The sequence below is a fragment of the Streptococcus pneumoniae genome (assembly GCF_001457635.1).
GTDB lineage: Bacteria > Bacillota > Bacilli > Lactobacillales > Streptococcaceae > Streptococcus > Streptococcus pneumoniae.
The window spans coordinates 778,131-799,647 of the sequence record NZ_LN831051.1; the positions used below are offsets into that span (position 1 = coordinate 778,131).

A 21,517-nucleotide genomic window follows, 5' to 3' on the forward strand; every position below is an offset into this window, starting at 1 on the left:
TTTCTATGACTATTATAACCTCAAAAGCCAATTCTGTGGTAAAAAATGCCAAGAAATTACGCCAAAAAAAATACCGCAAGTCTGCCTATTTGATTGAAGGCTGGCACTTGTTTGAAGAAGCTGTCCAAGCTGGAGTGACGATTGAGAAAATCTTTGCCCTAGAAAATTATCGAGATCAGTTAGCTACTTTTTCGCAAACTGTCTGGGTGTCAGAGGATATTTTGCTAGATTTGGCGGATTCTCAGACTCCACAGGGAATTGTGGCGGTGGTTCAAAAAGAAGAAGTAGGACAAGCTGATTTGAGTCAGGGCAAGTTCTTGTTTTTGGAAGATGTGCAAGATCCCGGTAATGTAGGAACTATCATTCGAACTGCGGATGCAGCAGGTTTTACAGGAGTGATTGTTTCAGATAAGTCGGCAGACATCTACAGTCTCAAAACCCTACGTTCCATGCAAGGTAGTCATTTCCATCTGCCCATTTACCGGATGACTAGTCCAGCGCTTCTTGACGAAACTAAAAAGGTAGCTATCCCAGTGCTAGCAACAACCCTATCTAAAGATTCTGTTGATTACAGAGAACTGCCTTCTATAGAAAATTTTGTACTAGTTATGGGAAATGAGGGTCAAGGAATTAGTCCCCTTATGGCTGAAAGTGCAGACCAGTTGGTCCATATTAGCATGAAGGGGCAGGCCGAGAGTTTGAATGTTGCAGTTGCAGCCGGTATTTTAATCTTCCATTTAAGCTAATTTTAACTTTTTTTGTTATAATCAAGGAAAGATGTTCACAGAAAAGGAGAAAAGGATGAATCACACTATTATACATGACCGTGCAGGTCTCAATCAATTTTACGCTAAGGTTTATGCCTTTGTTGGTCTGGGAATCGGACTATCTGCTTTGGTATCAGGCCTTATGTTGACGGTCTTTCAGTCTCAGTTGGTTTACTTGTTGATGCAGGGGCGTCTCTGGTTGACCATTGCTACTTTTGCGGAGTTGGCTTTGGTTTTCGTTGCCAGTAGCATGGCTTCAAGAAATAGTCCAGCTGCTCTTCCAGTATTTTTACTTTACTCCGTTTTAAACGGCTTTACCCTTAGTTTTGTGGTGGCTTTCTATACTCCGGGTACAGTTTTATCTGCCTTTGTATCGAGCGCCCTTCTCTTCTTTGTCATGGCGGCAGTTGGTATCTTTACCAAGAAAGACTTGAGTGGGATTGGTCGAGCAATGATGGCAGCTCTCATTGGTTTACTGATTGCTATGGTAGTCAATATTTTCTTGGCTAGTGGCTTCTTTGATTATATGATTAGCGTAGCCATGGTTTTGGTTTTTTCAGGGTTGATTGCTTGGGATAACCAAAAGATTCGCCTCGCCTATGAACAATCACAAGGTCGTGTAGCGACAGGCTGGGTGGTGTCAATGGCTCTCAGCATCTATCTTGATTTTATCAATCTTTTCCTAAGTATTCTACGTATCTTTGGTCGCAATGACTAAAAGGTCTATGAAATCAGTGTTTTGAGTGACACTGATTTTTTTAAATTTTCTCTTTTCTTTTCTTGGAAATAGGTGTATAATACGTTTATTAAATTTTTGAGGAGTTGTCTATGAAGAAAAGTTTTATCCATCAACAAGAAGAAATTTCCTTTGTCAAAAACACTTTTACCCAGTATTTGAAAGATAAGCTAGAAGTTGTCGAAGTTCAAGGTCCTATCTTGAGTAAGGTCGGTGACGGAATGCAGGACAACCTGTCTGGTGTGGAAAATCCAGTATCGGTCAAGGTTCTCCAAATCCCTGATGCTACTTATGAAGTGGTGCACTCACTTGCTAAATGGAAACGCCACACCTTGGCTCGTTTTGGCTTTGGTGAAGGAGAGGGTCTCTTTGTCCACATGAAAGCCCTTCGTCCAGATGAGGATTCCTTGGATGCAACCCACTCTGTTTATGTTGACCAGTGGGACTGGGAGAAGGTTATCCCAAATGGTAAGCGTAACATCGTTTATCTAAAAGAAACAGTTGAGAAGATTTATAAGGCTATTCGCCTGACTGAGCTAGCTGTTGAAGCTCGCTATGACATCGAGTCTATCTTGCCAAAGCAAATCACCTTTATCCATACAGAAGAATTGGTAGAACGCTACCCAGACTTGACACCGAAAGAACGTGAAAATGCGATTTGTAAAGAATTTGGAGCCGTCTTTTTGATTGGTATCGGTGGCGAGTTGCCAGATGGTAAACCGCACGATGGACGTGCACCAGACTATGATGACTGGACAAGCGAGTCTGAGAATGGCTACAAGGGTCTAAATGGTGATATTCTTGTCTGGAATGAGTCTTTAGGTGGAGCCTTTGAGTTGTCTTCTATGGGAATTCGTGTAGATGAAGAAACTCTTAGACGTCAGGTGGAAATTACAGGTGATGAAGACCGCTTGGAATTGGAATGGCACAAGTCTTTGTTGAATGGCCTATTCCCATTGACAATCGGTGGAGGAATTGGACAATCTCGTATGGCCATGTTCCTACTTCGCAAGAGACACATCGGAGAAGTGCAAACAAGTGTTTGGCCTCAAGAAGTCCGCGATACTTACGAAAATATTTTGTAGAGAATCGAACCGCAAGGTTCGGTTTTCTTTCTCTTTTTGTCTATAATTTGGTATAATAAACAGTATGAAAATCGTATCAGGAATCTATGGGAGACGTCCCCTCAAGACACTAGAAGGCAAGACAACAAGACCTACTTCGGATAAGGTTAGGGGAGCCATTTTTAACATGATTGGTCCCTACTTTGAAGGGGGACGAGTCTTGGACCTTTATGCAGGTAGTGGTGGTTTATCTATCGAAGCAGTATCGCGTGGCATGTCCAGTGCTGTTTTGGTGGAGCGAGACCGTAAGGCTCAGACCATCGTGGCTGAAAATATCCAGATGACCAAGGAAGTTGGAAAATTTCAACTCCTCAAGATGGATGCAGAAAGGGCATTGGAACAGGTATCTGGGGAATTTGACCTCGTTTTCTTAGACCCTCCCTATACCAAGGAACAAATCGTAGCAGATATTGAAAAAATGGCTGAGAGAGAGCTTTTTTCTGAAGATGTTATGGTTGTGTGCGAGACGGATAAGGCCGTTGAACTTCCAGAAGAAATTGCCTGTCTGGGTATCTGGAAGGAAAAGATTTATGGAATTAGTAAGGTGACAGTCTATGTCAGATAAGATTGGCTTATTCACAGGCTCATTTGATCCGATGACAAATGGGCATCTGGATATCATTGAACGGGCGAGCAGACTCTTTGATAAGCTCTATGTCGGTATTTTTTTTAATCCCCACAAACAAGGATTTCTTCCTATCGAAAATCGTAAACGGGGGCTAGAAAAGGCTTTGGGACATCTGGAAAATGTTGAAGTCGTGGCTTCTCATGATGAATTGGTGGTCGATGTTGCAAAAAGATTGGGTGCTACTTGTCTAGTGCGTGGTTTGAGGAATGCGTCGGATTTGCAATATGAAGCCAGTTTTGATTACTACAATCATCAGCTGTCTTCTGATATAGAGACTATTTATTTACATAGTCGACCTGAACATCTCTATATCAGTTCATCAGGCGTTAGAGAGCTTTTGAAGTTTGGTCAGGATATTGCCTGCTATGTTCCCGAGAGTATTTTGGAGGAAATAAGAAATGAAAAAAAGATTAGATGGCCCTTATACGTCATTGCGGCCTTGATTGTGACTTTCTTGGCATTTGTAGTGCCCTTGCCTTATTATATAGAGGTTCCAGGTGGTTCGGAAGATATTCGCCAAGTCCTTAAAGTAAATGACACAGAAGATAAGGAAGCTGGTGCCTATCAATTCGTTACGGTTGGTGTTCAACATGCCACTTTAGCTCATATGATTTATGCTTGGTTGACACCTTTTACAGATATTCGTAGTGCTCAGGAGACTACAGGTGGTTCTTCCGATGTTGAATTTATGCGAATCAATCAATTCTACATGCAAACATCACAAAATATGGCCAAGTATCAAGGTCTAAAAACAGCTGGTAAGGATATCGAACTCAAGTACTTTGGGGTTTATGTCTTGAATGTGACGGATAATTCAACCTTTAAAGGGATTCTCAATATCTCTGATACGGTCACAGCAGTCAATGATCAGACCTTTGATAGTTCCAAAGACTTGATTGATTACGTCAGTTCTCAAAAATTAGGGGACTCCGTCAAGGTCACCTATGAAGAGGATGGGCAAACCAAGTCTGCAGAAGGAAAGATTATCACCTTGGAAAATGGAAAAAATGGAATTGGAATCGGCTTGATTGATCGTACAGAGGTAATCAGCAATGTCCCAATTAGCTTTTCAACAGCTGGTATTGGCGGCCCAAGTGCTGGTCTCATGTTTAGTCTAGCTATCTATACTCAAATAGCTCACCCAGATCTTCGTAATGGTCGTATTGTTGCCGGTACAGGTACCATTGACCGCGATGGTAATGTGGGAGACATTGGAGGTATTGATAAGAAGGTTGTAGCTTCGGCTAGGGCAGGTGCTGCTATTTTCTTTGCTCCTGATAACCCTGTTAGCGAAGAAGAACAAAAGGCGCATCCGGACGCGAAAAACAACTACCAAACAGCCCTAGAAGCGGCTAAAACAATCAAGACGGATATGAAAATCGTGCCCGTTAAAACCCTACAAGATGCGATTGATTACTTGAAAAACAATCCCTAATTTTTGAGTGAAGTTTCCAAACTAGCGCACAAACAGAGAAGATGGTATAATAGTCAAATGGTTCAATTATTATTCACTCTAAGTAGTCATATGCTCTTTATTTATGTGAGTTTTTACCTTTTAAAGGATCTTGTTAGATGGGAGAAGGTTTTAAAAGTGACAGATGAGAATACAAGAAAAGTTCGTTTATTAGTAGCCTTTTTTAGCATTGTCATAGGCTACATCCTGAGTTCTTTCTTTATTAGCCTGTATCATTTGTGGCAAGAAGCGCTTAGAGGATTATTATAAAATCAAGAGTAAAGGAAACGAGTATGGATAAAATTGTGGTTCAAGGTGGCGATAATCGTCTGGTAGGAAGCGTGACGATCGAGGGAGCAAAAAATGCAGTCTTACCCTTGTTGGCAGCGACTATTCTAGCAAGTGAAGGAAAGACCGTCTTGCAGAATGTTCCGATTTTGTCGGATGTCTTTATTATGAATCAGGTAGTTGGTGGTTTGAATGCCAAGGTTGACTTTGATGAGGAAGCTCATCTTGTCAAGGTGGATGCTACTGGCGACATCACTGAGGAAGCCCCTTACAAGTATGTCAGTAAGATGCGCGCCTCCATCGTTGTATTAGGGCCAATCCTTGCCCGTGTGGGTCATGCCAAGGTATCCATGCCAGGTGGTTGTACGATTGGTAGCCGTCCTATTGATCTTCATTTGAAAGGTCTGGAAGCTATGGGGGTTAAGATTAGTCAGACAGCTGGTTACATCGAAGCAAAGGCAGAACGCTTGCATGGTGCTCATATCTATATGGACTTTCCAAGTGTTGGTGCAACGCAGAACTTGATGATGGCAGCGACTCTGGCTGATGGGGTGACAGTGATTGAGAATGCTGCGCGTGAGCCTGAGATTGTTGACTTAGCCATTCTCCTTAATGAAATGGGAGCCAAGGTCAAAGGTGCTGGTACAGAGACTATAACCATTACTGGTGTTGAGAAACTTCATGGTACGACTCACAATGTAGTCCAGGACCGTATCGAAGCAGGAACCTTTATGGTAGCTGCTGCCATGACTGGTGGTGATGTCTTGATTCGAGACGCTGTCTGGGAGCACAACCGTCCCTTGATTGCCAAGTTACTTGAAATGGGTGTTGAAGTAATTGAAGAAGACGAAGGAATTCGTGTTCGTTCTCAACTGGAAAATCTAAAAGCTGTTCATGTGAAAACCTTGCCCCACCCAGGATTTCCAACAGATATGCAGGCTCAATTTACAGCCTTGATGACAGTTGCAAAAGGCGAATCAACCATGGTGGAGACAGTTTTTGAAAATCGTTTCCAACACCTAGAAGAGATGCGCCGCATGGGCTTGCATTCTGAGATTATCCGTGATACAGCTCGTATTGTTGGTGGACAGCCTTTGCAGGGAGCAGAAGTTCTTTCAACTGACCTTCGTGCCAGTGCAGCTTTGATTTTGACAGGTTTGGTAGCACAGGGAGAAACTGTGGTCGGTAAATTGGTTCACTTGGATAGAGGTTACTACGGTTTCCATGAGAAGTTGGCGCAGCTAGGTGCTAAGATTCAGCGGATTGAGGCAAGTGATGAAGATGAATAAGAAATCAAGCTACGTAGTCAAGCGTTTACTTTTAGTCATCATAGTACTGATTTTAGGTACTCTGGCTCTAGGAATCGGTTTAATGGTAGGTTATGGAATCTTGGGCAAGGGTCAAGATTCATGGGCTATCCTGTCTCCAGCAAAATGGCAGGAATTGATTCATAAATTTACAGGAAATTAGGCTGGAGAACCAGCCTTTTTCTAAAGATAAGGAGAAATATGAACAAAAAAACAAGACAGACACTAATCGGACTGCTAGTGTTATTGCTTTTGTCTACAGGGAGCTATTATATCAAGCAGATGCAGTCGACAGCTAATAGTCCTAAAACCAAGCTTAGTCAGAAAAAACAAGCGCCTGAAGCTCCTAGTCAAGCATTGGCAGAGAGTGTCTTAACAGACGCAGTCAAGAGTCAAATAAAGGGGAGTCTGGAGTGGAATGGCTCAGGTGCTTTTATCGTCAATGGTAATAAAACAAATCTAGATGCCAAGGTTTCAAGTAAGCCCTACGCTGACAATAAAACAAAGACAGTGGGTAAGGAAACTGTTCCAACCGTAGCTAATGCCCTCTTGTCTAAGGCCACTCGTCAGTATAAGAATCGTAAAGAAACTGGGAATGGTTCAACTTCTTGGACTCCTCCAGGTTGGCATCAGGTCAAGAATCTAAAGGGCTCTTATACCCATGCAGTCGATAGAGGTCATTTGTTAGGCTATGCCTTAATCGGTGGTTTGGATGGTTTTGATGCCTCAACAAGCAATCCTAAAAACATTGCTGTTCAGACAGCCTGGGCAAATCAGGCACAAGCCGAGTATTCGACTGGTCAAAACTACTATGAAAGCAAGGTGCGTAAAGCCTTGGACCAAAACAAGCGTGTCCGTTACCGTGTAACCCTTTACTACGCTTCAAACGAGGATTTAGTTCCCTCAGCTTCACAGATTGAAGCCAAGTCTTCGGATGGAGAATTGGAATTCAATGTTCTAGTTCCCAATGTTCAAAAGGGACTTCAACTGGATTACCGAACTGGAGAAGTAACTGTAACTCAGTAAAAGATAAGCCTAAACTCCTATGTCACTTATGGATGTAGGAGTTCTTTTTACTAGTTTAAGCAGGGCTAGAACAGGTACTAAGAAAAAATAGTAACTTCTAAAACTAACTTCCAGTTTCCCACAACCTAGCTTTTAGTATGAGAAAAACGCGTGAAATCAGTGGAAATCCGTCTTAGACTAACTTCCAGTTTTGGGAGAGAGATGGAAGTTACGCTAAGAAAAAAATAATATGTATTGGATTAAATTTTGTGATATAATAAAGGATAAGATACTATTTTAGGAGAAGAACTATGGAAGACCCAAGTAGTCAGAATTTGTTGCTACAATTTGTTTTATTGTTTATCTTGACGGTATTAAATGCCTTTTTCTCAGCCACAGAAATGGCCATGGTTTCTCTTAATCGTGCCCGAGTTGAACAAAAGGCGGAAGAAGGAGACAGACGCTACATCCGCCTGCTGAAGGTACTAGAAAATCCTAACCACTTTTTATCAACCATTCAGGTAGGAATCACCCTGATTACAATCTTATCAGGGGCGAGTTTAACTGATACTCTAGGACGTGTGATTGCCTCTTGGCTTGGGAATGGCGAAACAGCACAAGCCGTGGCAACTTTTCTATCCTTGGCATTTTTGACCTATATTTCCATCGTTTTTGGGGAATTATATCCTAAGAGAATCGCTCTTAATCTAAAGGATGCCTTGGCAATTCGTACAGCGCCGATTATCATTGGGATCGGAAAACTAGTCAGTCCTTTTGTTTGGCTTTTAGCTGCTTCGACCAATTTCTTGAGCCATTTGACTCCTATGTCATTCGATGATGCGGATGAAAAGATGACCCGTGATGAAATTGCCTATATGCTGACAAATAGTGAAGAAACATTGGATGCTGATGAGATTGAGATGCTACAAGGTGTCTTTTCGCTCGATGAACTGATGGCACGAGAGGTTATGGTTCCTCGAACGGATGCCTTTATGGTGGATATTCAGGATGATAGTCAAGCCATTATCCAAAGTATTTTAAAACAAAATTATTCTCGTATCCCGGTTTATGATGGGGATAAGGACAATGTAATTGGAATCATTCACACCAAGAGTCTCCTTAAGGCAGGCTTTGTGGACGGTTTTGACAATATTGTTTGGAAGAGAATTTTACAAGATCCACTTTTTGTACCTGAAACTATTTTTGTGGATGACTTGCTAAAAGAATTGCGAAATACCCAAAGACAAATGGCAATCTTGCTGGATGAATACGGTGGTATGGCTGGTTTGGTGACTTTGGAAGACCTCTTAGAGGAAATTGTTGGTGAAATTGATGATGAAACGGACAAAGCAGCAATAGATGTTCATCAGATTGGCGAGGATACCTACATTGTTCAAGGAACTATGACCCTCAATGATTTCAATAATTACTTTGATGTTGAACTGGAAAGTGATGACGTTGATACCATCGCTGGTTATTATTTGACAGGAGTGGGAACCATTCCAACGACTGAGAAACTCAGCTATGAATTGGTCAGCCAAAACAAACAGTTTATCTTAACCAATGATAAAGTGAAGAATGGACGTGTTACCAAGGTAAAAGTCCAAATCACAGAAGTCGAAATAGAAGAAGAAACAGAATAAACTAGAGGCTTTTGTCACCAGGCGTGACGAAGCTTTTTTCAATTGATTTCAAAAGGGAATTATGCCATGGAAAGAACTCTGCCACAAACTCGCTCCAAAAGTTTTTAAAGTTATACGTATTTATTCGAGGGAAAATAAAAAAAGCCCTTCAAATTGGGCTTTCTGTTCATTTGAAACCTGATAAATCAAGTTATAGAAGGCGGTAGACGGATTTGAACCGACGATCAAGCTTTTGCAGAGCCGTGCCTTACCACTTGGCTATACCGCCTTAACGTTTATTATTATACCTTGAAAATGATTTTCAGTCAATAGTTTTTTCAGTTTTTTGTACCATAGCGTGATTCGAATGTGATGCCAAGTTTTCTATGGGAAAAAAATTACCAAAAACCTACTGAATCCCCTTGAAAAATCTAGCTAAATAGGGTATAATATGGGTAATCATTTGTCGTAGGTTTTGTCTGAAATATTGTCCAGACAAGGCTCACAGCAGTTAAATCTTCTGAAAAAGTCAGATTTAGCTGCTCTTTTTGTGCTTTTTTTCAAGATTTTGAGCATTTGTAACAGAGGCTTAAAGATTCTGAAAATTCGTCAAGAGGACACGGTGATAAGGGGTTTACAACCATATGGCGATTAGAAAAGCCTGATTGACAAGGCTTGGAACTTATTTACAAAGGAGAATCATCTTGGCAGGACATGACGTTCAATACGGGAAACATCGTACCCGTCGTAGTTTTTCAAGAATCAAAGAAGTTCTTGACTTACCAAATTTGATTGAAATTCAAACTGACTCATTCAAAGCTTTCCTAGACCACGGTCTTAAGGAAGTGTTTGAAGATGTATTGCCAATTTCAAACTTCACAGACACAATGGAGTTGGAATTTGTTGGATATGAAATCAAGGAACCAAAATACACGCTAGAAGAAGCTCGTATTCACGATGCTAGCTACTCAGCACCAATTTTTGTAACCTTCCGCTTGATCAATAAAGAAACAGGCGAAATCAAGACCCAAGAAGTTTTCTTTGGTGATTTCCCAATCATGACAGAAATGGGTACTTTCATCATCAATGGTGGTGAACGTATTATCGTTTCTCAGTTGGTCCGCTCACCAGGTGTTTACTTTAACGACAAAGTAGACAAAAATGGTAAGGTGGGCTATGGTTCAACTGTTATCCCTAACCGTGGAGCTTGGTTGGAACTTGAAAGCGACTCAAAAGATATCACCTACACTCGTATCGACCGTACTCGTAAGATTCCATTTACAACCTTGGTTCGTGCTCTTGGTTTCTCAGGTGATGATGAAATCTTTGATATTTTTGGTGACAGCGAATTGGTTCGCAACACTGTTGAAAAAGATATCCACAAGAATCCAATGGACTCTCGTACAGACGAAGCCTTGAAAGAAATTTACGAACGCCTTCGTCCAGGTGAGCCTAAGACGGCTGAAAGCTCACGTAGCTTGCTTGTGGCTCGCTTCTTTGACCCACGTCGCTATGACTTGGCAGCAGTTGGTCGTTACAAAATCAATAAAAAACTCAATGTTAAAACACGTTTGCTCAACCAAACCATTGCAGAGCCATTGGTAGACCCTGAAACTGGAGAAATCTTGGTAGAAGCTGGTACGATTATGACTCGTAGCGTGATTGAAAGCATTGAAAGCCATTTGGATGGCGACTTGAACAAGATTGTCTACATCCCAAACGATGCAGCCGTTGTGACTGAGCCTGTTGTTCTTCAAAAATTCAAGGTTGTTGCTCCAACTGATCCAGATCGCGTCGTAACGATCATTGGTAATGCTAACCCAGATGACAAGGTTCGTACGGTGACTCCTGCAGATATCCTTGCTGAGATGAGCTACTTCCTCAACTTGGCTGAAGGACTTGGCCGTGTAGATGATATCGACCACCTTGGAAATCGTCGTATCCGTGCGGTTGGTGAATTGCTTGCCAACCAAGTACGTTTGGGACTTTCTCGTATGGAACGTAATGTCCGTGAACGTATGTCTGTTCAGGACAATGAAGTCTTGACACCACAACAAATTATCAATATCCGTCCTGTAACAGCTGCAGTTAAAGAATTCTTTGGTTCATCACAGTTGTCACAGTTCATGGACCAACACAACCCGCTTTCTGAGTTGTCTCACAAACGCCGTTTGTCAGCCTTAGGACCTGGTGGTTTGACTCGTGACCGTGCCGGATATGAAGTACGTGACGTGCACTACACTCACTATGGTCGTATGTGTCCAATCGAGACACCTGAAGGACCTAACATCGGTTTGATCAATAACTTGTCATCTTACGGACACTTGAACAAATATGGTTTTGTTCAAACACCATACCGTAAGGTTGACCGTGAAACAGGTGTTGTCACGAACGAAATTGTTTGGTTGACAGCTGATGAAGAAGATGAATATACTGTAGCTCAGGCTAACTCTCGTCTGAATGAAGATGGAACCTTTGCTGAGAAGATTGTCATGGGACGTCACCAAGGGGTCAACCAAGAGTATCCAGCTAATATTGTTGACTACATGGACGTTTCACCAAAACAGGTAGTTGCCGTTGCGACAGCATGTATTCCTTTCTTGGAAAACGATGACTCCAACCGTGCCCTCATGGGAGCCAATATGCAACGTCAGGCTGTGCCATTGATTAATCCTCAGGCACCTTACGTTGGTACTGGTATGGAATACCAAGCAGCCCACGATTCTGGTGCGGCTGTGATTGCTCAGTATGATGGTAAAGTTACTTACGCAGATGCTGACAAGGTAGAAGTTCGTCGTGAAGATGGTTCATTGGATGTTTACCACATCCAAAAATTCCGTCGTTCAAACTCAGGTACTGCTTACAACCAACGCACTCTCGTAAAAGTTGGTGATGTCGTTGAAAAAGGCGATTTCATCGCTGACGGACCTTCTATGGAAAATGGAGAAATGGCGCTTGGACAAAACCCAATCGTTGCCTACATGACTTGGGAAGGTTACAACTTCGAGGATGCCGTTATCATGAGCGAACGCTTGGTGAAGGACGATGTCTACACATCTGTTCACCTTGAAGAATACGAATCAGAAACGCGCGATACAAAGCTTGGGCCTGAAGAAATCACTCGCGAAATTCCAAACGTTGGTGAAGATGCCCTCAAAGACCTTGACGAAATGGGGATTATCCGTATTGGTGCTGAGGTTAAAGAAGGTGATATTCTTGTAGGTAAAGTAACACCTAAGGGTGAGAAAGATCTTTCAGCTGAAGAACGTCTCTTGCACGCTATCTTTGGAGACAAGTCTCGTGAAGTGCGTGATACTTCTCTTCGTGTACCACACGGTGCCGATGGTGTCGTTCGTGATGTTAAGATCTTTACACGTGTAAATGGAGATGAGTTGCAATCAGGTGTTAACATGTTGGTTCGTGTTTACATCGCTCAAAAACGTAAGATTAAGGTCGGAGATAAAATGGCCGGACGTCACGGAAACAAAGGGGTTGTCTCTCGTATCGTTCCTGTAGAAGACATGCCTTACCTTCCAGACGGAACTCCAGTCGACATCATGTTGAACCCACTTGGGGTACCATCACGTATGAATATCGGTCAGGTTATGGAGCTTCACCTTGGTATGGCAGCTCGTACTCTTGGTATTCACATCGCGACACCAGTCTTTGATGGAGCAAGTTCTGAAGATCTTTGGTCAACTGTTAAAGAAGCAGGTATGGATAGCGATGCCAAAACGATCCTTTACGATGGACGTACTGGTGAACCGTTTGATAACCGTGTTTCTGTCGGAGTCATGTACATGATCAAACTCCACCACATGGTTGATGATAAATTGCACGCGCGTTCAGTCGGACCATACTCAACTGTTACCCAACAACCACTCGGAGGTAAGGCTCAGTTTGGTGGACAACGTTTCGGTGAGATGGAGGTTTGGGCTCTTGAAGCCTACGGTGCGTCAAATGTCCTTCAAGAAATCTTGACTTACAAGTCGGACGATATCAACGGACGTTTGAAAGCCTATGAAGCTATTACAAAAGGCAAACCAATTCCAAAACCAGGTGTTCCAGAATCCTTCCGAGTTCTTGTCAAAGAATTGCAATCTCTTGGTCTTGACATGCGTGTCCTAGACGAAGATGACCAAGAAGTGGAACTTCGCGACTTGGATGAAGGAATGGACGAAGATGTCATCCACGTAGATGACCTTGAAAAAGCCCGCGAAAAAGCAGCCCAAGAGGCTAAAGCAGCCTTTGAAGCTGAAGAAGCTGAGAAAGCAACAAAAGCGGAAGCAACAGAAGAAGCTGCTGAACAAGAATAAGCAGTTCACTTAGAATAGAAAGGGAAGAAATAGTGGTTGATGTAAATCGTTTTAAAAGTATGCAAATCACCCTAGCTTCTCCAAGTAAAGTCCGTTCATGGTCTTATGGAGAAGTCAAAAAAACTGAAACAATCAATTATCGTACCTTGAAACCAGAACGTGAAGGACTCTTTGATGAAGTGATCTTTGGTCCTACAAAAGACTGGGAATGTGCTTGTGGTAAGTACAAACGCATTCGTTACAGAGGAATTGTTTGTGACCGCTGTGGGGTTGAAGTAACGCGTACGAAAGTTCGTCGTGAGCGTATGGGACATATCGAATTGAAAGCTCCTGTATCTCACATCTGGTACTTCAAGGGGATTCCAAGCCGTATGGGCTTGACCCTTGATATGAGCCCTCGTGCCCTCGAGGAAGTTATCTACTTTGCGGCTTATGTGGTGATTGATCCTAAGGATACACCACTTGAGCACAAGTCTATCATGACAGAGCGCGAATACCGAGAGCGCTTGCGCGAATATGGTTATGGTTCATTTGTTGCCAAGATGGGTGCGGAAGCCATCCAAGACCTTTTGAAGCAAGTAGATCTTGAAAAAGAAATTGCTGAACTCAAAGAAGAATTGAAAACAGCTACTGGACAAAAACGTGTCAAAGCCATCCGTCGTTTGGATGTTTTGGATGCCTTTTACAAGTCTGGAAACAAACCTGAATGGATGATTCTTAACATCCTTCCGGTTATCCCACCAGATCTTCGTCCAATGTTGCAGTTGGATGGTGGCCGTTTTGCCTCATCTGACTTGAATGACCTTTACCGCCGTGTTATCAACCGTAACAACCGTTTGGCTCGTTTGCTTGAGTTAAATGCACCAGGTATCATCGTTCAAAATGAGAAACGTATGCTTCAAGAAGCAGTTGACGCTTTGATTGACAATGGTCGTCGTGGTCGTCCAATCACAGGACCAGGTAGCCGTCCATTGAAATCATTGAGCCACATGCTTAAAGGTAAACAAGGACGCTTCCGTCAAAACTTGCTCGGTAAACGTGTTGACTTCTCAGGACGTTCCGTTATCGCCGTTGGTCCAACTCTTAAGATGTACCAATGTGGTGTGCCACGTGAAATGGCGATTGAACTCTTTAAACCATTTGTCATGCGTGAAATCGTTGCCCGTGATATCGTGCAAAACGTCAAAGCAGCTAAACGCTTGGTGGAACGCGGAGATGAGCGTATCTGGGATATCCTTGAAGAAGTGATTAAAGAACACCCAGTGCTTTTGAACCGCGCACCGACCCTTCACCGTTTGGGTATCCAAGCCTTCGAGCCAGTCTTAATTGATGGTAAGGCTCTTCGCTTGCACCCACTTGTCTGTGAAGCCTACAATGCCGACTTTGACGGGGACCAAATGGCCATCCACGTACCACTTTCAGAAGAAGCACAAGCAGAAGCTCGTATCCTCATGCTAGCTGCTGAGCACATCTTGAACCCGAAAGATGGGAAACCGGTAGTTACTCCATCTCAGGACATGGTTTTGGGTAACTACTACTTGACCATGGAAGAAGCTGGTCGCGAAGGTGAAGGAATGGTCTTCAAAGACCGTGACGAAGCGGTTATGGCTTACCGCAATGGTTATGTTCACCTCCACTCACGTGTTGGTATCGCAACAGACAGCCTCAACAAGCCTTGGACAGAAGAGCAAAGACATAAGGTCTTGCTTACAACAGTTGGTAAAATTCTCTTCAACGATATCATGCCAGAGGGGCTACCATACTTGCAAGAACCAAACAATGCCAACTTGACAGAAGGTGTTCCAGCTAAATACTTCTTGCCACTTGGTGGAGATATCAAGGAAGCTATCAGCAATCTTGAGCTCAACCCTCCATTCAAGAAGAAAAACCTTGGAAATATCATCGCTGAAATCTTCAAACGTTTCCGTACGACAGAAACTTCTGCCCTACTTGACCGCATGAAGAACCTCGGTTACCACCACTCAACTCTTGCAGGATTGACAGTGGGTATTGCCGATATCCCAGTCGTTGATGACAAGACTGAAATCATTGAAGAATCACACAAACGTGTCGAACAAATCACCAAACAATTCCGTCGTGGTATGATCACAGACGACGAGCGTTACAATGCTGTTACAGCTGAATGGCGTGCTGCCCGTGAAAAACTTGAGAAACGCTTGATTGCTAACCAAGATCCTAAGAACCCAATCGTTATGATGATGGACTCTGGAGCCCGTGGTAACATCTCAAACTTCTCACAGCTTGCCGGTATGCGTGGTCTGATGGCTGCTCCGAATGGACGTATCATGGAATTGCCAATCCTTTCAAACTTCCGCGAAGGTTTGTCGGTATTGGAAATGTTCTTCTCAACTCACGGTGCTCGTAAAGGTATGACCGATACGGCCCTTAAGACAGCCGACTCAGGTTACTTGACTCGTCGTTTGGTCGACGTTGCCCAAGACGTTATCATCCGTGAGGACGACTGTGGAACTGACCGTGGTCTCTTGATCCGTTCTATCGCAGAAGGAAAAGAGATGATCGAGTCTCTCGAAGAGCGTCTCAACGGTCGTTACACTAAGAAAACTGTTAAACATCCAGAAACTGGTGCAGTGATTATTGGTCCAAATGAATTGATTACAGAAGACAAGGCGCGTGAAATTGTCAATGCTGGTGTGGAAGAAGTGACTATCCGTTCTGTATTTACATGTAACACTCGTCACGGTGTCTGCCGTCACTGTTACGGTATCAACTTGGCGACTGGTGATGCGGTTGAAGTTGGTGAAGCAGTTGGTACCATTGCTGCCCAATCTATCGGGGAACCTGGTACACAGCTTACAATGCGTACCTTCCACACAGGTGGGGTTGCCTCAAATACCGATATCACTCAGGGTCTTCCTCGTGTCCAAGAAATCTTTGAAGCCCGCAATCCTAAAGGGGAAGCGGTTATCACAGAGGTTAAAGGACAAGTTACTGCTATCGAAGAAGATGCATCAACTCGTACCAAGAAAGTCTTTGTTAAGGGTGAAACTGGCGAAGGTGAATATGTCGTTCCATTTACAGCTCGTATGCGTGTCGAAGTTGGGGGCCAAGTAGCGCGTGGTGCTGCTCTGACAGAAGGTTCTATCCAACCAAAACGTCTCCTTGCAGTTCGTGATGTCTTGTCAGTTGAAACGTACCTTCTCGGTGAAGTACAAAAAGTTTACCGTAGCCAAGGGGTAGAAATCGGTGACAAACACATCGAGGTAATGGTTCGTCAAATGATCCGTAAAGTCCGTGTCATGGATCCAGGTGATACAGATCTTCTCATGGGTACCCTCATGGATATCAATGACTTTACAGATGCCAACAAAGATGTCCTTATCGCAGGTGGAGTTCCAGCGACAGGTCGCCCAGTCCTTATGGGAATTACCAAAGCCTCACTTGAAACAAACAGTTTCTTGTCAGCGGCTTCCTTCCAGGAAACAACTCGTGTCCTTACTGACGCAGCTATCCGTGGTAAGAAAGACCATCTCCTTGGACTTAAAGAAAATGTTATCATCGGTAAGATCATCCCAGCTGGTACTGGTATGGCCCGTTACCGTAACCTTGAACCATATGCTGTCAACGAAGAAGAATACCTTAATCCTCCAGTAGAGGAAGAAGGAAATGAAGAAACAACAGAAGTAGTTGTGGATACTGCCGTTGAAACTGTGGAAGAAACAGTAGAATAATAGAGAATGAGAGAACCCTCGGGTTCTCTCATTCTCTATTCTGAAAACTTTCTCCATTTTTCCACGAAATGTGGTAAAATAAAAGAAAGAAGCTGACAAAGGAGACGGGTATGGAACAAACATTCTTTATCATCAAACCAGATGGTGTAAAAAGAGGGCTAGTGGGTGAAGTGTTAAAGCGCATCGAACAACGTGGATTTACAATCGAAAAATTGGAGTTTCGTTCACAAGTTTCAGAAGAGTTGATTGACCAGCACTATCAGGACTTGGTTGGTCAGAGTTTTTACCCACCGATTCGTGAATTCATGACTTCAGGTCCAGTTCTTGTGGGTGTCATTTCTGGTCCCAAAGTAATCGAAACTTGGCGGACCATGATGGGTGCAACTCGTCCAGAAGAAGCTTTACCAGGCACTATTCGAGGTGATTTTGCAAAAGCTGCTGGAGAAAATGAGGTTATCCAAAATGTTGTACATGGTTCAGATTCAGAAGAGTCAGCTAAGCGAGAAATTGCTCTTTGGTTTTAAGAGTGGATTGGCTCAATCAATTGGTTAAAAGCTCATTTGAATAGAAAGTATAGTCAATTAGTTTAAGACATGACGCATGATATCAAACTTTTTAGTTTTTGATATGGTGCGTTTTTTGATTAAGTGACTATTAGTTCGTCTCGCTCCGTTAGGTGCGAGACAAAAAAACACCCGCTATGCGGGTGCGCGTCGAAGGTTATACCAAAAAAACTCCAAACGCGATACAATAAAGGTGTTCAAGCCAATTGTAAAGCGAAAGGAGAAAAATATGGCACAAAAGGTTCTTTTGTCCTGTTCTTGTTTCAATTGACTATATTTCTATACTTTTTCTTCCTTTCTCTGTGAAAATCGCAAGTTTTTCCCACCTTTTCTCAATACTGAAACAACATCTTTCCAGAACTTCAATAATTTCTTTTTGTGTTAAATCATTATTTAACTAAATCTTTGGAGGCAATACGTTTTCAAAGCGACTTTTTTACCATAGGTTTTGAGCCTTCAACACAGATTACTAAGCCAAAAATGCTCTAAATTTTTGAAATTCTAACAAATTCCACTCAACTTTATCATCATCTTTGACTTTCACAATATCTTCCTCAAAATAACATGGAATAAAGATAGTTTTCTTTTGAAACGGTTGTAGGAGGAAAATCTCTCCTACACTATTATTGATTCTGAGAGGAAATTGCAAAATATCATCTACCAAATTTTCAATTATTAAGATTTTTTGCAGTTTATCTGAATTAGAATCGCAAGGCTTCTCAACAATATAATTGTCGAATTTTTTCATTCTAACTTCCTCTCCACTATTTCTTCCTTTATCAAGAAAAAGTTACCTCAATATTAATAAAGTACAATTCTAAATTAACTCCAATTATTGATTCATGATAATATTTCAGTAACTCATCGTGCAATTAAAAACAAGGATTTTTATTTCAGACGATCCATCGTGAACACTTCATCAGCCATCTCCCAAATTGCTGGATTATGTGTTGCGATAATGATTAGCCTATTATCATCTCGAAGAGATAGCAAAATCTCCATAATCAACTGAGAAGTTGCTGGGTCTATTGAAGCTGTTGGCTCATCTGCCAGAATAAAGGGTGGATTCTTTAAGATAACTTTTGCCAAGGCAACCCGTTGCGATTCTCCGCCCGATAACTCAAAGATGCGCTTATCTAGGTCAAGATAAGTCAGGCCGACCTGTTCTAAAGCCTGCTTCTGCCTCAACCGCTGTTCCGACCGACTCAACTTTTGACCAATGAGACCTAGCTTAAGGTTTTCTTCAATACTTTGGTTTTCAATTAAGCCAAAGTTCTGGAAGAGGTAGCCCAATTCGTGACGGAAAAAATCACTCGATTTATAATTGGCCAAGTCTTTACCTCGGTAAAAAATCGTCCCATCATAAGGTTCTAATTTCCCAATCATGTTCATCAAGGTTGTTTTTCCGCTACCACTTGAACCAATTAAGGCATAGACTTTTCCAGCCTCAAATGTCATTGAAAGATTCGAAAATAACTCTCGTTCTCCAAAAGATTTACTCACCTGTTTAAGTTCAATCATATTAACCTCCCTTCAAAACAAGCATGGACATCTTGTTTTCTTTCTGCATTTGGACATGTAACTGTAAAAGAGATAGACCAGTAAAGAGTAACAAGACTAAGAAAGCAACTCCTATCTCTACCTGAAGAAATACACTCGCAACAAATCCCAGTAAAAACACACCCAGTTGAGCAAAGAGATAAGTGCGATGGATTTCTAAGAACCTGAGACCTGCAATGCGTTTGATAAAAATGGCACGTCTAAATTCTTCAAAGTAGAGCCTATTCATAGTGTTAAACAACAAGATTGAAGTTGCAATCCCAAGCCCAGCTCCTGCTAGCATTACCCAACGTTCCCTCTGAATATTATCCAATAATGTGATGTAGTTGTGGTAACCTGTTTGCATTTCTGAGACCCAATTTTCAATGCCTTGTCTCTGGATAAGCTCCTGGGCATCAGACAATTGATTAAAGAGAACGTAGTTCTGTACTGCGTCTATCCAAAACAAAATGGACTGTGGACCAGTTGATTGGGGTGTTATAACAATGATGATTGGATCTTTCAAAAACTGCTGGTAAGAAATAGGGGTCGTATTATACACAAAACGATCCTGACCTGATTCTAAATAACCTACCGTAGCAGTCATTTGCTGTCGTTCATCTTGACTAGACATGCGACTGGTTAAGTCGTCTTCAAAAACAGATTTATAATGTTCTTCCTCTGAACGGAGGTGTTCAGGCAGCAATAAGACAAACTCCCCTACATAAAGGTGATTCATCTTTTGCTCAATAGTTGTATCTACAGGAATGTTTTGACGCTCCAAGTATTGCGGTGTGACGATAAGGACATTGCCATTCGGGTTGTAATCGTGCCATTCTGTAGAGGTTATCAAGTTTTTGGAGGAAGCCATGCCATTTTGCAAAGTACGGTCAATTAACTGGTGTCTAGATAAGAAAGCCTTTTGTTCTGAAACAGCCAGATCCATCAATTGATACCAAGTTCTGAGTTTCCTTTGAGCTTGTTCATCAAAACCAGGACTCGTTCCTTCACGGCTGATTGATAGGGTAATCAGTTGCCTTTCCTGACTCCAAGCCTCTTGTCCAATCCGATGCTGTTGCCAGGCTTGGGAATACTTTAAGCTACTCCCTATTCCCAGCGTTACAATAATAATCGCTAATAGTTGACCGATTAAAATCAAACTAATGATTCCTCTGACAGGCACTTGCCCTTTTATAATCTGCATCAGGTGTATCTTTTTTATCCCAACTGCGAAGAGTTGAGCGAAAAACAGGGAGATCGACAACAAGATGAGATTATAACTGAGCAAGCCTGCTCCTATGGTCATTAGGGATTGCGTTGGAAGCGACAGAATTTTTTGCATAAGAATGGCGAGCACGCCAGCTAAACTGAAACCAACAGCTATCCCTTTCAAATCCTCACCAACTGGTCTAAGGAAAATGGACCACCGTTTCTCTCCTGAAATGAGGCGAATGCCCGACGACCGTAATTGGCTAATTTGACTAATTAAAGTCAGTGCTATAAAGGTTAAGATGAAAATCAATAGACTGATTAACTGAAATCCGTTACTAAAGATAGCCATTAACGTAGATAGTTTAGATGGAATTGTCAGGTTCATGTTAGTCAAGCCAAGTTGACTTAGCTCCTCCCTTAGCAAGTGAATATCTAGGTGTCCATCGAATACAAAATAGTTTGTTTCAACACTACTACTTTGAGCATCTTCTAGTTTTTTTTCCTGAAGCCCATCAGGCAACTTTCCGTCCCCAAAGGTCGTATAAGAAAAAACTGTAGTACCTTCTGAGTTAGGATCTTGGTGTTGAATCGCAATAAAGCTATCTGTTTCTTCTGCTAGTTTTTCCAAGCGTGTAGCAACATGCTGAAAAGTTGTTTCAGGGGAAGAATCATGTACAACAACGTTGGGGTAATAATAGGAGACATATGTATCAGTCCAAATGGTAAATACCCAAACAAAGAACAAACTAGCAAGCAGGTTGGATATGAGTATAAATAATTTTTTCATAGTGCATTCCTTATTCTAAAACAGAGGGCAGAAATACCCCTGCCCTCTATAAACTAACAAGCTTACTGAACTATTGATAAAAGAATCTTCTTCAATTATTCTTTACCATCCCGCATCAAATGTAACTTGCTCCCCAAAATTTGTATTAACAAACGCATAGGCCGCACTACGTGCTCCTGCATAAACTGTTTTTTGATTGTTACGTCCATTACTTCCAACATAGGCCCAGTGATACTGTGAACCATGATAATAATTCGAAAATGCTCCCCAATTATTTGGATCATGATGGCCTCCCTAGGTCCACTCGCCACCACGGTGAGAAACTGCCAAAACAGGAAGAGCCAAACTAAATGCCAAAACGGCAAGGGATGATGCAACTACTTTTCTAAATTTTAACATATTATTACTCCTCTGAATGAAATATTATGAAAATGAGCGAAATGCAACTACATATTTTAAT

General features: G+C 42.1%; 16 protein-coding genes, 1 tRNA gene and 1 pseudogene. 13 read left to right on the top strand and 5 right to left on the bottom strand.

All coding sequences use genetic code 11. The features are described from left to right. Nucleotides 1-5 precede the first annotated feature (5 nt). The 10 genes from AT689_RS04165 (at nucleotide 6) to AT689_RS04215 (ending at nucleotide 8,951) form a co-directional block, all read left to right on the top strand. Complete coding sequence (locus AT689_RS04165; protein ID WP_000152700.1) at nucleotides 6-746, top strand: TrmH family RNA methyltransferase; 741 nt, start codon at nucleotides 6-8, stop codon at nucleotides 744-746. 55 nt (nucleotides 747-801) lie between these two features. Continuing rightward, nucleotides 802-1,485, top strand: coding sequence for a Bax inhibitor-1/YccA family protein (locus AT689_RS04170; protein ID WP_001016917.1), 684 nt, complete (start codon nucleotides 802-804; stop codon nucleotides 1,483-1,485). A 110-nt stretch (nucleotides 1,486-1,595) separates the two neighbouring features. Then, nucleotides 1,596-2,588, top strand: a complete 993-nt coding sequence (gene asnA, locus AT689_RS04175; protein ID WP_000747993.1) for an aspartate--ammonia ligase — start codon at nucleotides 1,596-1,598, stop codon at nucleotides 2,586-2,588. A gap of 64 nt (nucleotides 2,589-2,652) precedes the next feature. Next, a complete protein-coding gene (gene rsmD, locus AT689_RS04180; RefSeq protein WP_000706967.1) occupies nucleotides 2,653-3,192 on the top strand; it encodes a 16S rRNA (guanine(966)-N(2))-methyltransferase RsmD in 540 nt (179 codons plus the stop codon). Beyond that, a complete protein-coding gene (locus tag AT689_RS04190) occupies nucleotides 3,182-4,690 on the top strand; it encodes a SepM family pheromone-processing serine protease (RefSeq protein ID WP_001280730.1) in 1,509 nt (502 codons plus the stop codon). The genes rsmD and AT689_RS04190 overlap by 11 nt, the downstream gene beginning before the upstream one ends. Before the next feature lie 57 nt (nucleotides 4,691-4,747). Next, nucleotides 4,748-4,978, top strand: coding sequence for a DUF1146 family protein (locus AT689_RS04195; protein ID WP_000250393.1), 231 nt, complete (start codon nucleotides 4,748-4,750; stop codon nucleotides 4,976-4,978). 23 nt (nucleotides 4,979-5,001) lie between these two features. Beyond that, nucleotides 5,002-6,285, top strand: coding sequence for a UDP-N-acetylglucosamine 1-carboxyvinyltransferase (murA, locus tag AT689_RS04200; protein ID WP_000358028.1), 1,284 nt, complete (start codon nucleotides 5,002-5,004; stop codon nucleotides 6,283-6,285). Further along, nucleotides 6,278-6,466, top strand: a complete 189-nt coding sequence (locus AT689_RS04205; RefSeq protein ID WP_001818955.1) for a DNA-directed RNA polymerase subunit beta — start codon at nucleotides 6,278-6,280, stop codon at nucleotides 6,464-6,466. The genes murA and AT689_RS04205 overlap by 8 nt, the downstream gene beginning before the upstream one ends. Nucleotides 6,467-6,504: 38 nt before the next feature. Then, nucleotides 6,505-7,329 carry a DNA-entry nuclease EndA gene (gene endA / locus AT689_RS04210; protein ID WP_001036790.1) on the top strand — a complete coding sequence of 275 codons (825 nt, stop codon included), beginning with the start codon at nucleotides 6,505-6,507 and terminating at the stop codon, nucleotides 7,327-7,329. A gap of 290 nt (nucleotides 7,330-7,619) precedes the next feature. Further along, a complete protein-coding gene (locus tag AT689_RS04215; RefSeq protein ID WP_000390039.1) occupies nucleotides 7,620-8,951 on the top strand; it encodes a hemolysin family protein in 1,332 nt (443 codons plus the stop codon). A 197-nt stretch (nucleotides 8,952-9,148) separates the two neighbouring features. Here AT689_RS04215 and AT689_RS04220 read toward each other — a convergent pair. Beyond that, nucleotides 9,149-9,219, bottom strand: a tRNA-Cys gene (locus tag AT689_RS04220). A 415-nt stretch (nucleotides 9,220-9,634) separates the two neighbouring features. Between AT689_RS04220 and rpoB the strand changes: the two genes are divergently transcribed. The 3 genes from rpoB (at nucleotide 9,635) to ndk (ending at nucleotide 17,480) form a co-directional block, all read left to right on the top strand. Then, entirely contained in the window at nucleotides 9,635-13,246 is a 3,612-nt protein-coding gene (gene rpoB, locus AT689_RS04225; RefSeq protein ID WP_000907145.1) for a DNA-directed RNA polymerase subunit beta, read from the top strand. Nucleotides 13,247-13,278: 32 nt separating this feature from the next. Continuing rightward, a complete protein-coding gene (gene rpoC / locus AT689_RS04230; RefSeq protein ID WP_000228788.1) occupies nucleotides 13,279-16,956 on the top strand; it encodes a DNA-directed RNA polymerase subunit beta' in 3,678 nt (1,225 codons plus the stop codon). 110 nt (nucleotides 16,957-17,066) lie between these two features. Continuing rightward, complete coding sequence (gene ndk / locus AT689_RS04235; protein WP_000438290.1) at nucleotides 17,067-17,480, top strand: nucleoside-diphosphate kinase; 414 nt, start codon at nucleotides 17,067-17,069, stop codon at nucleotides 17,478-17,480. A gap of 508 nt (nucleotides 17,481-17,988) precedes the next feature. Here ndk and AT689_RS13660 read toward each other — a convergent pair. The 4 genes and pseudogenes from AT689_RS13660 to AT689_RS04255 all read right to left on the bottom strand — a co-directional run bounded on the left by AT689_RS13660 (nucleotide 17,989) and on the right by AT689_RS04255 (nucleotide 21,456). After that, nucleotides 17,989-18,267 (bottom strand): hypothetical protein, encoded by a 279-nt coding sequence (locus AT689_RS13660; protein WP_000712971.1) that lies wholly within the window; start codon nucleotides 18,265-18,267, stop codon nucleotides 17,989-17,991. Between the two features lie 140 nt (nucleotides 18,268-18,407). Next, on the bottom strand, nucleotides 18,408-19,040 hold the full coding sequence (locus tag AT689_RS04245) for an ABC transporter ATP-binding protein (RefSeq protein WP_000571420.1): 633 nt from the start codon (nucleotides 19,038-19,040) through the stop codon (nucleotides 18,408-18,410). A 1-nt stretch (nucleotide 19,041) separates the two neighbouring features. Further along, a complete protein-coding gene (locus AT689_RS04250; protein WP_000732390.1) occupies nucleotides 19,042-21,057 on the bottom strand; it encodes a DUF1430 domain-containing protein in 2,016 nt (671 codons plus the stop codon). 102 nt (nucleotides 21,058-21,159) lie between these two features. Continuing rightward, nucleotides 21,160-21,456, bottom strand: a pseudogene (locus tag AT689_RS04255) (lactococcin 972 family bacteriocin). Nucleotides 21,457-21,517 lie beyond the last annotated feature (61 nt).